Raw genomic sequence first — 14,881 nt, forward strand, 5'->3', positions numbered from 1 at the left:
CCGTTAAAAATCAAAGCTTGAAAAGGCTTGCAGCCTTGACTTTGTGGGCCGTATTCACCTACCATGCTCTTTTATTTTAATCTTGCGATTTAGGAAGATCACAGCGTGCCTGAACGAGCTATAGGAATCTTCGATTCGGGAGTCGGCGGACTGACCGTACTCAAGGAGCTGCTGAAAGTTTTGCCCGGGGAGCAACTCTACTATCTGGGCGATACGGCCCGTGTGCCTTATGGAACCAAAAGCCCAGGCACGGTGCTGCGTTATGCTCAGGAAGCGGCGGAGTTTCTGGTGCAGCAGCGGGTTAAGATGTTGGTGGTGGCCTGCAATACCGCTTCGGCGGTGGCGGTGGATGCCCTCGAACAACGTTTCAGCCTGCCGGTGGTAGGCGTGATCGAGCCCGGTGCCCGCAAGGCGGCGGCCGTCACGAAAAACCGCCGGGTCGGGGTAGTCGGCACCGAAGGCACGATTCGCAGCGGTGCTTACAGCCGGGCAATTCGCGCGGTCGATCCGAATATCGAGGTTTTTGCCGCCCCCTGCCCCCTGTTCGTGCCGCTGGCCGAAGAAGGTTGGGCCGATCATGAAGTTGCCTATCTGACCGCCCGGGAATATCTGGCTCCGCTGATCGAAAGAGATATCGATACGCTGGTACTCGGCTGTACTCACTACCCGTTGTTGAAAAAGACTCTGCACCAGATTCTCGGACCGCAGGTGCAGTTGATCGATTCGGCGGCAGAAACCGCCCATCTGGTGGCCGGATTGCTCGGTGAACGAAATGCGTTGCGCAGTAGCGAGGTGTTTTCGCCCCGTTATTTCGTGACCGATGAGTCGACCCGCTTTAAACGGGTCGGTGGTGCTTTTGTGGGTGCCGAGCTGCACGATGTGACCCAGGTCGATCTGGAGCCGGAGCGGGAAACAAAGGACTCGGCGTTGTGCTGAAATTGATGGCGTCGCAAAAAGTCCGCCCGGCTGCGTTGCAGCGCTTTACGGGTCGAAATTTTTGCTTAGCCATCCCTTGGCTTAAATGTGAAAAAAATCATAATTGATGATGTCGCAAAAAGTCCGTCCTGCTGCCTGCCAGTCCATGTCTTTTGGCGAACGTACCGAATTTTGGGCAGTGCCATTGTGTCACGCCGTGAATATTGAAGAAGGGAACGAAAGATGAAGCTACCGTTTGCCAAGGATCGCTTATTACTGCTTGCTTTTGTTCTGATTCTACTGGTTTTTGGCGGTTTGGTCGGCCGCAAATACTGGATAAAAACCCATCCGGTGGACACCTCCGCACTCTCCGATCAGAAAGAGCCGGTTGGTCTGCGGGATGTCGTGCTTTATTTTGGTGATCCGGATGGAGTCGTGTTGCAGGCTGAAACCCGTGAAATCACCGGCTGCCATGATGCCCAAGCCTGTCTGGAGACGACTCTGCAGGCCCTCATTGACGGTCCGATCGGCGATTTGGTGCCGATCCTTCCGGCCCAAACCCGGCTGTTATCCCTGACCGAGTTGGATGGGTTGGCGACGGTGGATTTCAGTCGTGAATTGATCAGCAGTCACCCGGGCGGCAGCGTGTCAGAGCTTTTTACCGCCTATGGGGTGATCAACACCCTGGCAGAAAACTTTCCCCATATTCGCCAGTTACGTATTTTGGTCGAGGGCGAGGCTGTAGCCAGCCTCAAAGGGCACGTTGATCTGCGAAAGCCGATCAGTGCCGATTTCCGTTTTACCCGTCAACCGGAACAGGCTGTGCCTGTGGAACAGATGCTGGATGCTGTTGAAGAATCCATGCCGTTGTCAGAGAGGGAACAAGAATGAGGGATTTTCGTACCGCGCTACAAGAGCGGGTACTGGTGCTGGATGGTGCCATGGGTACTCTGCTGCAGGAACGCGGCCTGAAGCCTGGCGGTTGTCCCGAGGAGATGAACCTTGTTGCCCCTGAGGTGGTGACGGGGATTCACCGCGAATATGCCGAAGCCGGTGCCGATATTGTCGTTACCAACAGTTTCGGTGGCAGTCGTATCAAGCTGGCTCATTACGGCCTGGAGGACCGGGTCGCGGAAATCAACACCCGCTCGGTGGAATTGGCCCGTGAAGCGGTGGGCGAGGATGGGTTTGTCGCGGCCTCCATCGGCCCAACCGGTCGCTTTTTGGAGCCGGTCGGTGATGCTTCTTTTGACGAGATGGTCGAGGTGTTTGGCGAGCAGGTCAGGGCTTTTGCCGCAGCTAAAGCCGATCTGATCACCCTGGAAACCTTTCTCGATATTGCCGAGTTGCGGGCTGCGGTTATTGCCTGCCGGGAATTCTCTGATTTACCGATTATGGCTCTGATGACCTTTGAGGACGGTGGACGTACAGTTCTCGGCACCTCGCCGCAGGCTGCTGCTGTGACCCTCGATGCTCTGCAGGTCGATGTGATCGGTTCCAATTGCGGTCTCGGTGTGGACGGCATCTTTGAATTTCTGGAGCAGATGCGACAAGTGACCAACCGGCCGCTCATCGCCCAGGCCAATGCCGGATTGCCGCAACTCATCGATGGGGAAACGGTGTTTAGTGCCACTCCAGCCGAGATGACCGCCTACCATGAGCGGATGATCGCCATCGGCGTACGGGTCATCGGCGGTTGCTGTGGCACCACCCCGGCCCATATTCAGGCCATGAGCGAGGCGTTGATTAACAAGGATCAGTCCTGGACCCCTCCGCCGCGCCGCTGTTTTCTTTCGAGCCGCACGGCGGTGACGGAAGTGGGTGGTGAAGCACCTTGTGCGATTATCGGCGAGCGAATCAATCCCACCGGCCGCAAGATTTACGCCGCCGAATTGCTGGAGGGCAAGACTGCTTATATTCGCCGTGAAGCCCAGGAGCAGGTGGCCGCAGGTGCTCATTTACTGGATCTTAATTGCGGTGCTCCCGGCGTCGATGAACCGGCTGCTCTGGAACGGGCGGTTCTGGCTGCGGTGGGGGTGGCTGCTCAGCCCCTGGTGCTTGATTCTTCTGATCCTGTAGCCCTGGAACGTGCTCTTAAGGTGGCCGACGGCAAGGTATTGATCAACTCGGTAAACGCCGAAGAAAAAAGCCTCAAGGCAGTCCTTCCTCTGGCCGCAAAGTACGGTGCCGCTGTGATCGGTCTGGCGCTGGACGGCAACGGCATTCCGGAAACCGCCGGCGAGCGGCTGACGGTTGCCGAGGAGATTCTCGCTGCGGCGTTGCAGGCCGGCTTGCCCCGTGAAGATGTCATTATAGATTGCTTGACCCTGACCGTTTCGGCGGAACAGAAGCGGGCGATGGAAACCATTCATACCCTGCGTCTGGTTAAGGAAAAGCTCGGCCTGGCTACGGTGCTGGGGGTGAGCAATATCTCTTTCGGTCTGCCCTGCCGGCCGATTTTATCCGCGACCTTTTTCGCCATGGCTCTGGAGGCTGGAATTGGTGCCGCCATCATCAATCCCAAGGATGCGGCGATGATGGATGCTTATCGCTCGGCCATGGTGCTGCTCGGAAAGGATCTGCGGGCCGAAGCCTATATTGCTGCTTACAGCGATGTGCAAGCTGTGGCTGCGCCGACCGCCGTGCTGGACGCGCAGGCGCCCATTCGCGATCGATTGGCGGAGGCCATTATCAAGGGCGACCAGGATGGTGTGCTGGAACTCATTGAAGCAGCCCTGGCCGAAGGTCTGAGCGCCAGCCAGATCAGCAACGAAGGATTGATGCCGGGGTTGGAGGAAATCGGTCGCCGGTTTGGTGCCAATCAGGTCTTTTTGCCCCAGGTTATGCTTTCGGCAGAGACCATGCAGAGTGCCTTCGGTCGCCTCAAGCAAGAGTTGGCCGATGAAGGGGGAGCAGGCCTGGGCCGGATTCTGATGGCCACGGTGGAAGGGGATATTCACGATATCGGCAAAAACATCGTCTGTACCCTGTTGGAGAACCATGGTTTCGAAGTCATCGATCTGGGTAAGAACGTCTCGGCGGCGACCATTGTCGAGCAGGCTCAACAACTACAGGTTGATGCCGTCGGTCTGTCGGCTTTGATGACCACCACGATCCATCAGATGGAGGTGACTATCGAAAAATTGCGCGAGGCCGGGGTAAAGGTCTTTACCATGGTCGGCGGTGCGGTAGTGACTCAGGAGTATGCCGACAACATCGGCGCCGACCTCTATGCCAAAGATGCCCTCGAGGCGGTGGATAAAATAAAACTGCTGTTGAAAAAGTAGGCCGCGCTTGGGCGCTGGCCTCGCATCCTCAATTGGAAGAGGTGATCTATGGTCGGTGGTTTTAATCATAACTTTCGCTACAAGGGCGAAATATACCATGTGCAGACAGAGGACGGCGGGTGCAACAATCCGCGCATCGTTACCCAGCTGTTTCATGGTGGTACGGTGCTCGCTTCGCAGAAGCAGAGCTACGACGATATCCTCGATCAAGAAGACTTCAGCCAACAGGTCGAGTCTCGCATGCAGGAGCAGCATAAGGAAATGTTGCGTCGGTTGCGTAGCGGAGACTTCGATGAGACCATTGTCGGACGGGTCAAAGGAGCATCGCAACAGGCTGTCCCATCGCCTGAGCTAAAGAGCGACACCGGGACGGAGGCTTCTGAAGCCAACGAGACAACACCTGTCGTAGAAGAGACCGTCGATCTTGACGAACTGATATTCGTTTATCTGGCTGGCAACGATAATCGCTACCAGATTTGAAAGTTTTTTGGGTTGCCGGTTCCTCGGCTGCCATTCGCAATGACCTGTTGTTATGATCCAGGTCAGAAACCAGGAAAGGAAGTTTTTGTCAGATGTTGACAGATCAGCAAATCCGGGAACTGGAAGAGACCGCCCGGCACCTTCGGGTGGAAGTCCTCAAGATGCTTCACACCTCTCAGTCGGGGCATACCGGCGGCAGCTTGTCGGCCATCGATGTCATGACCGTTCTTTATTATCAGCGTATGCGCCACAATCCGAGCAATCCCGCCTGGGAAGACCGGGACCGCTTCGTGTTGTCCAAGGGCCATGCGGCTCCGGCTCTTTACGCCTGTCTGGCCGGTTGTGATTATTTCCCCCGGGAAGACCTCAAGACCCTGCGTCGCCTCGGTAGCCATCTGCAGGGCCATCCCGATATGAACAAGACCCCGGGGGTGGATGTCTGCACCGGGTCCCTCGGTCAGGGCATATCCCAGGCTGTGGGGCTGGCCATGGCAGCGCGTCTGGGCTCCCGGCCATCCCGGGTCTATACCCTGCTCGGCGATGGTGAGGTGCAGGAAGGCCAGGTCTGGGAAGCGGCCATGAGCGCGGCCCATTATGGGCTCGGAAATCTGTGCGCCATTGTTGACCAGAACGGTTTGCAGATCGATGGAGCCACCGAGGATGTGATGAATGTCGGTCCCCTGGGTCCGAAGTTCCTGGCTTTCAACTGGCATGTTCTGGAGGTGGACGGCCACGACATTCAGGCCATCAACCGGGCCTTTGACGAGGCCGAGGCCGAGACGGAGCGGCCGACGGCGATCATTGCCCGCACTGTCAAGGGCAAGGGCGTGTCTTTCTTCGAACACAAAGCGAGTTACCACGGTGTGGCCCCGAGCGATGATGAATTGGAGCGAGCCCTGGCCGCTTTGTCCCTGCGCTGAGCCGATTGCTGGTGAGACCTAAGATCCTTTGCGGCCAGTCCGCAAGCTTTTTAAAGAAAAGAGGGTAGCAGTGAGCGAAAAAATTGCAACCAGAGACGTTTACGGCCAGACGCTGGTGGAGTTGGGCCGGGAGAACAACAAAATAGTTGTACTCGACGCCGATTTGTCCGGTTCGACCAAGACCAAATTGTTTTCCAAGGAATTCCCCGAACGCTTTTTCAACGCCGGAATCGCCGAAGCCAATATGACCGGCATGGCTGCGGGACTAGCTGCCGGAGGGATGATCCCTTTTGCTTCGACCTTTGCCGTCTTCGCAGCCGGTCGGGCTTTCGAACAGATTCGACAGTCCATCGCCTATCCGGGAATGAACGTTAAAATCGTAGCTACCCATGGCGGTATCACCGTCGGTGAGGATGGCGGTTCTCATCAATCGGTGGAAGACCTGGCGATCATGCGCAGCTTGCCGAAAATGACCGTTCTTTGCCCCGCCGACGGTCCGGAAACAGGTGCGGCCATTCGTGCCGCCGCTGCCTATGAAGGCCCGGTCTATGTGCGTCTCGGACGGGGCAAGGTGCCGGTTGTGTTTGATCAGGACTGCGATTTTACAATCGGCAAGGGTGTCACCCTGCGGGACGGTAGCGATCTGACCTTCATTGGCACCGGCTTGATGACCGCCGAGGCCTTGAAGGCTGCGGAGATCCTGGCCGAGGAAAACATCTCGGCGCGGGTAGTACATATCGGCACCATTAAACCCCTCGATATCGACCTGGTGCTCAAGGCGGCCCGGGAAACGGGGGCGGTAGTTACCGCTGAGGAACATTCAGTGATCGGTGGTTTGGGCGGCGCAGTCTGCGAAGCGCTGGCCGAAGGCTTCCCGGTACCGGTTGAGAGGGTTGGTTTGCGCGACGAGTTTGGTCAGTCGGGCACTGCTGACGAACTTTTGTCCCATTACGGACTTACTGCGGCTCATTTGGTGGAAGCGGCTGAGCGAATCCTGGCCCGCAAGTAGACCGCGGCGAAACGAATAGAGCTATGGTGCGTAAGCGAAATGTGTTGCTGGTGGATGAGGATCAAATCCGCTGTCGGGCTGTAACGACCTTGCTCGAAGAGCACGGCTATGCGGTGAGCAGTCTGCATAGCGGTCAAGAGGCGGTGAAGCGCCTCGAGGTCGAGTCTTTCGACCTGTTGCTTATCGATCAACAGTTGCCCGATCTCAGCGGTTTAGAGCTGTTGCGCCAAGTGCGCAGTCAAGACGATTCCACCAATGTCCTGCTGACGACGCCGGCTGACGGCTCTGATGTCATCGTTGAAGCACTGCGTCTTGGCGCCTTCGAGTGTCTGAAACGCCCTTGTGATATGGACGAGTTGGTTCTCACCGTCGATCGCGCTCTGGAGACCGATCAACTCAAACGGGAAGTGGAGTTGCTGCGTTCGGCCAGTGGCAAAAGCTACGGTATCGAGAACATCGTCGGCAACAGCCGTGCTCTGCAGCAGGTGCTGGACATTGTCCGCAAGGTGGCTCTTAGCGAAGCTGGCACGGTTCTCGTTCAGGGTGAAAGCGGCACGGGGAAGGAACTCATTGCCCGGGCCATCCATCACGAGAGCTCTCGCGCCGATCAGCCCTTTATGGCCATTAACTGTTCGGCAGTGCCGGAGACCCTGCTCGAAAGTGAATTGATGGGGTATGAGAAGGGGGCTTTTACCGACGCCAAGACACAGAAGAAGGGGCTTTTCGAGCTGGCTGACGGCGGCACCGTGTTCCTCGATGAAATTGGCGATATGAGTCCGGCCATGCAGGTCAAACTACTGCGGATTCTCGAGGAACGGGCATTTCGTCGCGTCGGTGGTACCCGGGACATCAAGGTGGATGTGCGAATCGTTTCAGCCACCAACCGGGACCTGGTCAAGGCCATGGAGGATGAGTCCTTTCGCAGCGACCTTTACTATCGCATCGGCGTCATCCCCATTCAGCTGCCCCCGTTACGAGAGCGCCGTGAGGATATCCCGGAATTGGCCGCGCATTTTATCCACCAGTTCAATTGTGAATTTGGCAAGCGAGTCAACGGTATTTCGCGGATGGCGGAGAAGATCCTGGTCGAATATCCCTGGCCCGGCAATATTCGCGAACTGAAAAATGTGATCGAGCGAGCGGTTATTCTCGAATGCGAGGATCAGTTGCTGGTGGAAAATTTACCACGGGAGATGGTCGACAAGACCGTTTGTGGCCAGGTCGGGCCCCTTAACTTTCGTTTGCCGCCCGAAGGGATTGATATCGAGGATGTGGAACGGGAGTTGATTCGCCAGGCGTTGGAACTCGCAGAAGGTAATCAATCCAAAGCCGCCAAGTTGCTAAACCTAGGCATCGATGCCCTGCGCTATCGAATGAAAAAGTTTGATTATATGTAGTTTGATCGAAGCGGGCCCCTGGGCCCGCTTTTTTAATATCTGAATAGCAGAGGACCAGGGCTCGTTTCATGTTGCTTTATCCCGTGATGCGGGTACAGGTCTTTTTCTCTATTTTCCTTCCTCAATTACGAAGATTCTTCGCAACCAATACAGCGCTGTAAACCATCGAAAGCGATTTCCAGGTCGATACCAAAATTCGCGGCTAGAGCAGCGAGTTGGTCACAGGCCGAGTGCTCATCGCCGATAATCGCACTGCCGCAGTGGGTGACGATTACGGACTCGACTCCGGCAGCACGGCACCATTGCAGCTGCTCTGAAACGGGAGCATGGCCGCAGGCTCGTCCCTGCTCGACACGGAGCAAAGAGTTATCAAGGGCGCTGCCGTCGCCGATATAGAGATCGACTCCTTTTAAAGTAGTGGCTGGTTCCATAAGAGCCGCCACGTCGGGAGCGTAAAAGAGGCAGGTGTTTCCGGTCTGAATGCGGAGCCCGACGGTTGGGGCTCGTAAGGAATGGAACAGTGGCACCGCTTGGATGAGCAGGCCGTTAATGGCCTGCATTTTCCCTGCTTCAAGCAGTCGTTTTTCGGTGAGAGGATAGTCGGCGAGCCGCTGCCAGGTGTCCGCTGTTGCGTAGACCGGGCAGGGGGCACCCTGTTCCAGGCCCCCGCTGTGATCGGGATGAGCGTGGGTAAGCAGCAGGGCCTCGGGTGCCAGGTGCGGCAATTCCTCCAGCCAATCGCTTCCGCAGTCGATCATGACTCGGCCTTGCGGCCCTTCAAAAAGCAGGGCGCTGTGCAGGCGGTGGCGAGTGTTGCTGAAACCGCTGGAATTTCCCGTGCCGAGAAAAGTCAGCTGCATGGGTCTTTTTCCTGGTCTTGAGCGGGAGAATAATGGGGTCAATCCGGTCCGTAGCGACGCAGATAATTTTTTACCGAAACCTTACGTGCCGTATTTAGTGAGCTCATGTAGCGGATTTTGCCGAAGATGGGACGTTCCGGCCCCCAGGCCCGATCAAAACGTCCCAGACACCAACCGATACCGCTGTAGCTGTTGGGATCGCGACCGTCAAGAGCAAGACGGTCGTTGAGGTCGATCATCACCTTCAGAGCTGCCTTCGGCGAGGGGGACCATTCGAGAATCTTTTTGCCCCATAGCATGCGCAGATAATTGTGTATCCGGCCTTCCCGAACCAGCTGCCTTTGGGCCGCATTCCACAGCGCATCGTGGGTTTGCGAGGCGGCCAGTTCTTCAGCCGAATAGAGATAAGGTCGCGGATCGTCGGCATGATGGTTCAGAGTCTGTTGGGCCCACTCGGGCAGGGAGTCGACCTGCTGGTAATCGTCCCGGCGATGGCAGAGCTGATAACCGAGCTCGCGCCAGGTGATGAGCTGGTCGAGAAAGGCTTCGCTGTTCTCATTCAACCCCCACCAGCCGCTTCGCTGTCCACGGCATTCCAGAGACAGGTGGCCGGGTGTCCAGCCTTCTTGAGTCAACAGCCGCTGAACCAACTGGTGCGGGCTGATGTGTCCCCAGCGCAGGTGGGCAGAGAGTCCACTGGTAATCTCCCGCTCCGGCTGATTGCGCTGTTCGACATAGCGCGGCAACCCCTCTGCCAGAAAGCGTTCAAAAAGTACTTCCGCTGCTTGATAACCGCCGGATTGCTTAACCGGCTGAACTTGCTGGTCGATGGGTAGCTGATAAAGGCTGTTGTGCTGCCCTTTGAGCAGGTTATCGCTGAATGTCGACTCTGGTTTCGACAGGATCTCGGGCTTTTTCTTCAGTTGAGGTAGCCTGGTTTCCCTTAGGGGGTCGGCCAGCGGCATGGTGAGCAGGTGCCCTGCCAGTTGCCGCTGTAAAAAACGGCGAAAAGAGTAGGCGGTAGTGAAATCCCGGTCGGTCGCCCGTAAGGGCAAGATGCCGTTGCCATCGATGACTTCGATGCAGATGGGCAGAGCTTTAGCCAATGCGCTTAGCTGTTGTCTCTGCTCAAGCAGGGGATGCTCGTCGGTAACCAGCAGGCAGGTTTCCTGGCCGATTTGTGTTAACAGTGCACCGATCTGGCCCGGTTGTTGTTCGACAAAGGGATGGTATGCCACGCTCTTGTCGGCAAACTGTCGGGCATTGTCAGCCATGCCATCGAGGGCAAAGTGATGATGACGCAGGTTCGCGCAAGGCTCATCGCAAGCCAGGGTTTCGACGATCAACAGAGGGCGTTGCAGTTCAATGGCTCGCTGCACAGCGTGCTGTAGGGAAAAATTCCAGAAGGGTCGTCGTGCGGCGCGCATCCAATACAGCACGTAGCGGCCACGGTCTTGAATCGGCAGGTCGTTGGCTGTCGAAATTCGCTCGGCTGGAACGGCATGCATGGCGGGCTCCTTGTAGTTCAGCTCAGGCGGGTTGTCCCGGTTGCTGGCCGCAGGTAGTTACCTTGCCAATCATTGGAGCCGCCAGCCCCTGTTCCTGCAGCGCCTTTTTAACCCGCTCCAGAATGTCGCTGGCCAAGATACGTTCCAGACGAATTTCATGCACATAGGCTTTGATGGTGAAGCGGGTCGAAAATCGGTAGTCGAAGCGGTCCTCGATCAGCACCGCGATCGGTTTGCCGAGATGCACGTAGGGGGAGCAGGCTGCGGCCTCCCAGGCAAGTTCTTTGACCGGCCCCACCGGGACGTCGGCCGGCAGATGAAAACGAACCACGACCATTTCATTGAGTTGGCCGGCGTTGGCGTTGCTTACTGCCTGGGTCTGAACCAGGGCATTGGGGAAGGTTACCACCGAGTCTTCAAAGGTGCGGATCTGCACGGAGCGCAGGCCGATATTGACCACTTCTCCGTAGTGCTCTCCGACCTGAATCATATCGCCGATGTGAAAAGGCCGCTCAAAAAGAATCAGGACGCCGGCAACAATGTTGCGTATTAGATCCTGTGCGCCCAGTCCCAGAGCCAGACCGGCGGAAGCGGAGACGGCCAGTAACGTGTTGAGGGGCGGATGGATGATGACAAACAAGATGTAGGCTACGGCAGAGATCCAGCACAGAAGCCGCAGCACCGGGTAGAGACCTGAGATCAGCAGTCGTTGGCGGCTGAAGCGCGCAGCCAGGACATTGAGCGCCCAACGGAGCAGCCATAATCCGGCTGCGGTCAGGACAATGATCAGCAGACTGGCCAACAAGCGGTCTCCGGACAGGTGCTGGCGAAAGAAGTCTGGCAGGGGTAGTACTTGCAGGTCTTTCATCACGGCTCCTTGGGCAGTTTACAAAAGGATATTATGCCCTTCGAGAGTGGCGGTCACCGGTGCGAAGAAGAGGGGACTGAGTTGGTAGCGCTCCGGGGCGTTTCCCTCTGGCGTACATTCCAGCAGGTTAAGTTGAGCGAGGTGGTCGAGGAGCATGTGGCTGCGCAGGGTATCGCAGTTAAAAATGGCCGTGTGTTCGGCGGTGGTAAGCTCTCCGTGAGCGACAATTTCGGCGAGAGCGTAGAGTTGCTGGCGGTCAAGGGAGCGCAGAGAACTATAGTCCAGCTTTCCCAAGGGCTGGACAGTCAGGGTTTCCTGTGTCTGGTCGTAAGCAAGGCAAAGCAACCAGTAGTAGAGAGCCGCCTGCATGTTGCCCCGACTGGCGGCGAACAGATCGGCAAAGAACCGCTCCTGAAGCGAATTCTGATCCGCACCGGTTTTCTTTGCTGGGTTGCCGGTAGGATTATTGTCCAGGAATACCACTGGGTAACTGCTGGTCTGCAGTCGTAACAGCAGGGCGTCTCGCATTTCGGACTGGGTTCCGAACAGGGTTTGTAGCTGGTGGGTGAAGTAGCGATCGATCTGCAGCAGATGTTGCATTCGTTGCCAGGGATATTTTCGACAGGTGATTATCCACAGCAGGCGGCGACGGGTGGCCAGCACTAGCCGCAAAAACGTTCGAGCGCTCTGCAGTCCGCCCGGCGTACGCAGTAGCAACCGGTGAGCATTATTAACGATGACGACCGCCGGAGGCAACTGGTTCAGCTGTCTTTCGAGGGTATCCAGATCTTTGGGAATGGCTGGCAAGTTGAACCAGCCGGTGCAGAGCTCGAGCAGTTGCGTAGCGCTGCCAAGCCGGTTATCGATCGTGAGGTGATGAATGGTTGTCTGTGAGTCGAGTTCGCTTTCGAAACAATTGACCAACGAAGATTTTCCGCTGCCGTGGGGGCCGACCACCGCTATGCTGCACAGACGCCCCTTCTGCCAGCGGCTAAACAATTCACGCAGGGTTTCCAGCTCGGTTTCTTTGCCGACCAGAAACTCACGATTTTTCAATGCTCCCATGGTGAACAGGCGACGACAGACCGGCGGCAGTGAGGTCGACCGCAAAAGAATATCCGCTGCCGTTGGCAGGTCGGAAAGCTGTTGAAGGGTTTCCTCCTTGCCCCGGTCGCCACCGGATTTAAAAAACAACCGGTGGCGAAGAGAGGACAGTTGCTCCCCGCGAGCCGCCAGATATTGTAGAGGTTTGTCCAACCCCTGGCGACCCTGTTTGCGCCAGCGAGTCAATGTCCGGCCCAGTCTCCTTTGGCTGTGCAAAGCCCGCTCCTGCAGACTCAGGTCTCGCTGCAGGTCTCGGGGAATGAGAGCCAGGATTTCATCTCGGTCACGGTCCAGTTCCGTAAGCAGCTGTTGCCAGGCTTCCTTAAGGGGGGCAGCTATGGTCAGTAGCTGATCGGCTGCCCGCGTCAGGGTGTCGGCTACCAGGCGTGCTGTCTCGTTTAGTTGCTGATCCGCTGAGGGGTTTGGCTCGGGACTGCTCAGGTCGGTGGCCAGGCCGGCGCAGTCATCGGCGGCAGTATCCAGGTTAAAGCGCAAGTTGCGCCACAGGTCGGCAAAGGCGCGGGACATTTCTTCATGCTGCTGTTGACAGTTTTCAAGGGCCGGCAGCTGATTGTTTTGCAACAGGGCGGGCTGATGACGATTGAGGGTATCGCACGGTTCGCTGTGCAGCACCCGGTAGCGGCGCCGTAGTTGCTGGCGCAGGCGTAGATAGGTCAGCCAACGGGCAAAAAATCCATGCCCGTTGCAAGCCTGCTCGAGAAGTCGTTCTCCTTCGATCTGCCAGATCGAGCGGCCTGCTGCTTCCTGCTGTTGCTGTCGATCAATGATCAACACCAGTTCTACCGGCATTTCGCTGCAGGGTTTCGACCAGGCGGCCGTCAGGGTCTGCAGGATATCGCCTGGCACAGGTTTCTTCAGCCCAACCCGCCGCAGGCTGCGTTCGAGACTTGAGCGCACCCGATCGTAGAGCCAGAGGATGCGCCCCTCGATGGAGCGAGCCAGCCCGGAAACCGCTGCCGGCGATAGCGGTTTGGTTGCCAGGGTGGCGGCAAATTCCTCGCCCAGCTGTTCATTGGCCTTGCGTAGAAAACCGGCAGCCTTTGTCAATTCGCTGTCCAGCTTCTGCCCGGTTTCGGCCAGCTTTCGGTCGGCTTGATCCAGGGCATCTTTTACTGCAGCGTCCATCTGTTGCAGCATGCCATCAAGCAACGGTCGTTGGTCGGCTTGGCTGAGAAAAGGGTCTTTTTGGGCCAGTCCGGTCAGTTGTCTGTGGCAGTTGGAGGGATTCAAAGCCATCGTTTCCTCTTGAAATAATAGATCATGATGCCCCCTACGGTCAGCATGATCAGCCAAAGTGCCGGGTAACTCCAACGCCAGTGCAGCTCCGGGATGTGGTCAAAGTTCATGCCGTAGATGCCGGCGATGAAAGTCAGAGGGATGAAGATGGTGGCGATGATGGTTAGAACCTTCATGACCTCGTTCATGCGGTTGCTGATGATGGAAAGATACAGGTCCAGCAACCCGGAGAGAACATCCCGGAAAGTTTCCACCGTGTCGAGGATCTGAATGGTGTGATCGTAGACATCCCGCAAAAAAATGCCGGTGGCATCGGTTACGAGAGCCGATTCATTGCGTTGCATGCCGCCGATAAGCTCCCGCAGGGGCCAAACCGCTTTGCGCAGGAGGATCATCTCCCGCTTGAAATGATGAATTTTGTTCAGGGTTTCCGGAGTTGGTCGTGAAACCAGTTCCTCTTCAAGCAGTTCCACCTGTTCGCCGATCTGCTCAAGGATGACAAAATAACTGTCAACCACCGAATCGAGCAGGGCGTAGGCCAGATAATCGCTTCCCATCTTCCGGATACGCCCTTTGTTGTTGCGCAGCCTTTCCCGCACCCCTTCAAAGACGTCGCCCTGTTTTTCCTGAAAGGACAGCACTGTATTAGGAGTCAGAACAAAACTGACCTGCTCAGTATGAATCTCCGCAGATGGTATGTCGTAATGAAGCATCTTCAAGACTATAAAGAGGTAGCTGTCGAAATCTTCAAACTTTGGACGATGTTCAGTATTGACGATATCTTCCAGTACCAGGGGGTGGAGAGTGAAATTGACGCCAACCTTTTCCAGCAACGGCAGATCATGCAAGCCGTTGACATTGATCCAGCTGACCATGGTGGTTTCGGCCGAGGGCCGGCAGTCTAACGGGCTGCTGATTACCTGGTCTGTCATGTGCTGCGGGTTGTATTCGATGCGACGAATGTCGGCGGCAGCCGTGGGAACCTTGCCGATATGCACCAGGGTGCCCGGGGGGCGGCCCGCCTTGTGAGAAGTTTTGGGCAGAAGTTTCTTCCGTAAGGTTTTTTTGGTTTTACTCGATTGACGACCGTTGCTGGCCCGGGCCATGAGCATCTCCTTAACTTGGGAGCCTGTCGGACGACCCATGCGCCGGCTGTAAATTCGGATGTTTGGCCCATGTTTCAGCTCCTTTTTGGCCCATCTACAGCTATGAACCTTCAAATGAGCTAAATTCTGTTCTCAAATCTCCAAATTCTCGCTTCGGCCCGTATAGTCCG

Annotated in this window: 12 protein-coding genes; 7 read left to right on the forward strand and 5 right to left on the reverse strand. The window is 56.6% G+C overall.

All coding sequences use genetic code 11. From position 1 onward, the window contains the following. The first annotated feature begins 105 nt into the window (after nt 1-105). From murI to A7E78_RS11290, 7 genes are all read left to right on the forward strand, one after another. Nucleotides 106-936, forward strand: a complete 831-nt coding sequence (gene murI, locus A7E78_RS11260; RefSeq protein WP_072284382.1) for a glutamate racemase — start codon at nt 106-108, stop codon at nt 934-936. Between the two features lie 222 nt (nt 937-1,158). Then, the gene (locus A7E78_RS11265; protein ID WP_072284383.1) at nt 1,159-1,806 is read left to right on the forward strand and encodes a GerMN domain-containing protein; all 648 of its coding nucleotides are present in this window, start codon (nt 1,159-1,161) and stop codon (nt 1,804-1,806) included. After that, nucleotides 1,803-4,202: a homocysteine S-methyltransferase family protein gene (locus A7E78_RS11270; RefSeq protein WP_072284384.1), complete on the forward strand. Its 2,400-nt coding sequence runs from the start codon at nt 1,803-1,805 to the stop codon at nt 4,200-4,202. The genes A7E78_RS11265 and A7E78_RS11270 overlap by 4 nt, the downstream gene beginning before the upstream one ends. A 48-nt stretch (nt 4,203-4,250) precedes the next feature. Next, nucleotides 4,251-4,682, forward strand: coding sequence for a hypothetical protein (locus A7E78_RS11275; RefSeq protein WP_072284385.1), 432 nt, complete (start codon nt 4,251-4,253; stop codon nt 4,680-4,682). A 92-nt stretch (nt 4,683-4,774) separates the two neighbouring features. Then, nucleotides 4,775-5,602: a transketolase gene (locus tag A7E78_RS11280; protein ID WP_072284386.1), complete on the forward strand. Its 828-nt coding sequence runs from the start codon at nt 4,775-4,777 to the stop codon at nt 5,600-5,602. Nucleotides 5,603-5,672: 70 nt separating this feature from the next. Then, complete coding sequence (locus A7E78_RS11285) at nt 5,673-6,611, forward strand: transketolase family protein (RefSeq protein WP_072284387.1); 939 nt, start codon at nt 5,673-5,675, stop codon at nt 6,609-6,611. A 26-nt stretch (nt 6,612-6,637) separates the two neighbouring features. Continuing rightward, nucleotides 6,638-8,008 (forward strand): sigma-54-dependent transcriptional regulator, encoded by a 1,371-nt coding sequence (locus tag A7E78_RS11290; RefSeq protein WP_072285135.1) that lies wholly within the window; start codon nt 6,638-6,640, stop codon nt 8,006-8,008. A gap of 125 nt (nt 8,009-8,133) precedes the next feature. On the opposite strand, the gene A7E78_RS11295 is transcribed toward A7E78_RS11290, so the two are convergent. From A7E78_RS11295 to corA, 5 genes are read right to left on the reverse strand one after another with little or no spacing between them, the layout of a single operon-like run. Next, nucleotides 8,134-8,868, reverse strand: coding sequence for an MBL fold metallo-hydrolase (locus tag A7E78_RS11295; protein ID WP_072284388.1), 735 nt, complete (start codon nt 8,866-8,868; stop codon nt 8,134-8,136). Nucleotides 8,869-8,906: 38 nt separating this feature from the next. Beyond that, complete coding sequence (locus tag A7E78_RS11300; RefSeq protein ID WP_072284389.1) at nt 8,907-10,376, reverse strand: deoxyribodipyrimidine photo-lyase; 1,470 nt, start codon at nt 10,374-10,376, stop codon at nt 8,907-8,909. 22 nt (nt 10,377-10,398) lie between these two features. After that, nucleotides 10,399-11,244 carry a mechanosensitive ion channel family protein gene (locus tag A7E78_RS11305; protein WP_072284390.1) on the reverse strand — a complete coding sequence of 282 codons (846 nt, stop codon included), beginning with the start codon at nt 11,242-11,244 and terminating at the stop codon, nt 10,399-10,401. A gap of 18 nt (nt 11,245-11,262) precedes the next feature. Then, complete coding sequence (locus A7E78_RS11310; RefSeq protein ID WP_072284391.1) at nt 11,263-13,605, reverse strand: ATP-binding protein; 2,343 nt, start codon at nt 13,603-13,605, stop codon at nt 11,263-11,265. Further along, complete coding sequence (gene corA, locus A7E78_RS11315) at nt 13,596-14,711, reverse strand: magnesium/cobalt transporter CorA (RefSeq protein ID WP_072284392.1); 1,116 nt, start codon at nt 14,709-14,711, stop codon at nt 13,596-13,598. Before corA ends, A7E78_RS11310 begins: the two co-directional genes overlap by 10 nt. Between the last annotated feature and the right edge of the window lie 170 nt (nt 14,712-14,881).

The sequence above is a fragment of the Syntrophotalea acetylenivorans genome (assembly GCF_001887775.1).
Taxonomy (GTDB): Bacteria; Desulfobacterota; Desulfuromonadia; order Desulfuromonadales; family Syntrophotaleaceae; genus Syntrophotalea_A; species Syntrophotalea_A acetylenivorans.

Excerpts from the sequence above, each read along its gene's own strand:
- A7E78_RS11305 (WP_072284390.1), bottom strand. The coding sequence starts at position 11,244 with ATGAAAGACCTGCAAGTACTACCCCTGCCAGACTTCTTTCGCCAGCAC.
- A7E78_RS11310 (WP_072284391.1), bottom strand. The coding sequence starts at position 13,605 with ATGGCTTTGAATCCCTCCAACTGCCACAGACAACTGACCGGACTGGCC.
- A7E78_RS11270 (WP_072284384.1), top strand. The coding sequence starts at position 1,803 with ATGAGGGATTTTCGTACCGCGCTACAAGAGCGGGTACTGGTGCTGGAT.
- A7E78_RS11295 (WP_072284388.1), bottom strand. The coding sequence starts at position 8,868 with ATGCAGCTGACTTTTCTCGGCACGGGAAATTCCAGCGGTTTCAGCAAC.
- corA (WP_072284392.1), bottom strand. The coding sequence starts at position 14,711 with ATGGCCCGGGCCAGCAACGGTCGTCAATCGAGTAAAACCAAAAAAACC.
- A7E78_RS11265 (WP_072284383.1), top strand. The coding sequence starts at position 1,159 with ATGAAGCTACCGTTTGCCAAGGATCGCTTATTACTGCTTGCTTTTGTT.
- A7E78_RS11275 (WP_072284385.1), top strand. The coding sequence starts at position 4,251 with ATGGTCGGTGGTTTTAATCATAACTTTCGCTACAAGGGCGAAATATAC.
- A7E78_RS11300 (WP_072284389.1), bottom strand. The coding sequence starts at position 10,376 with ATGCATGCCGTTCCAGCCGAGCGAATTTCGACAGCCAACGACCTGCCG.
- A7E78_RS11280 (WP_072284386.1), top strand. The coding sequence starts at position 4,775 with ATGTTGACAGATCAGCAAATCCGGGAACTGGAAGAGACCGCCCGGCAC.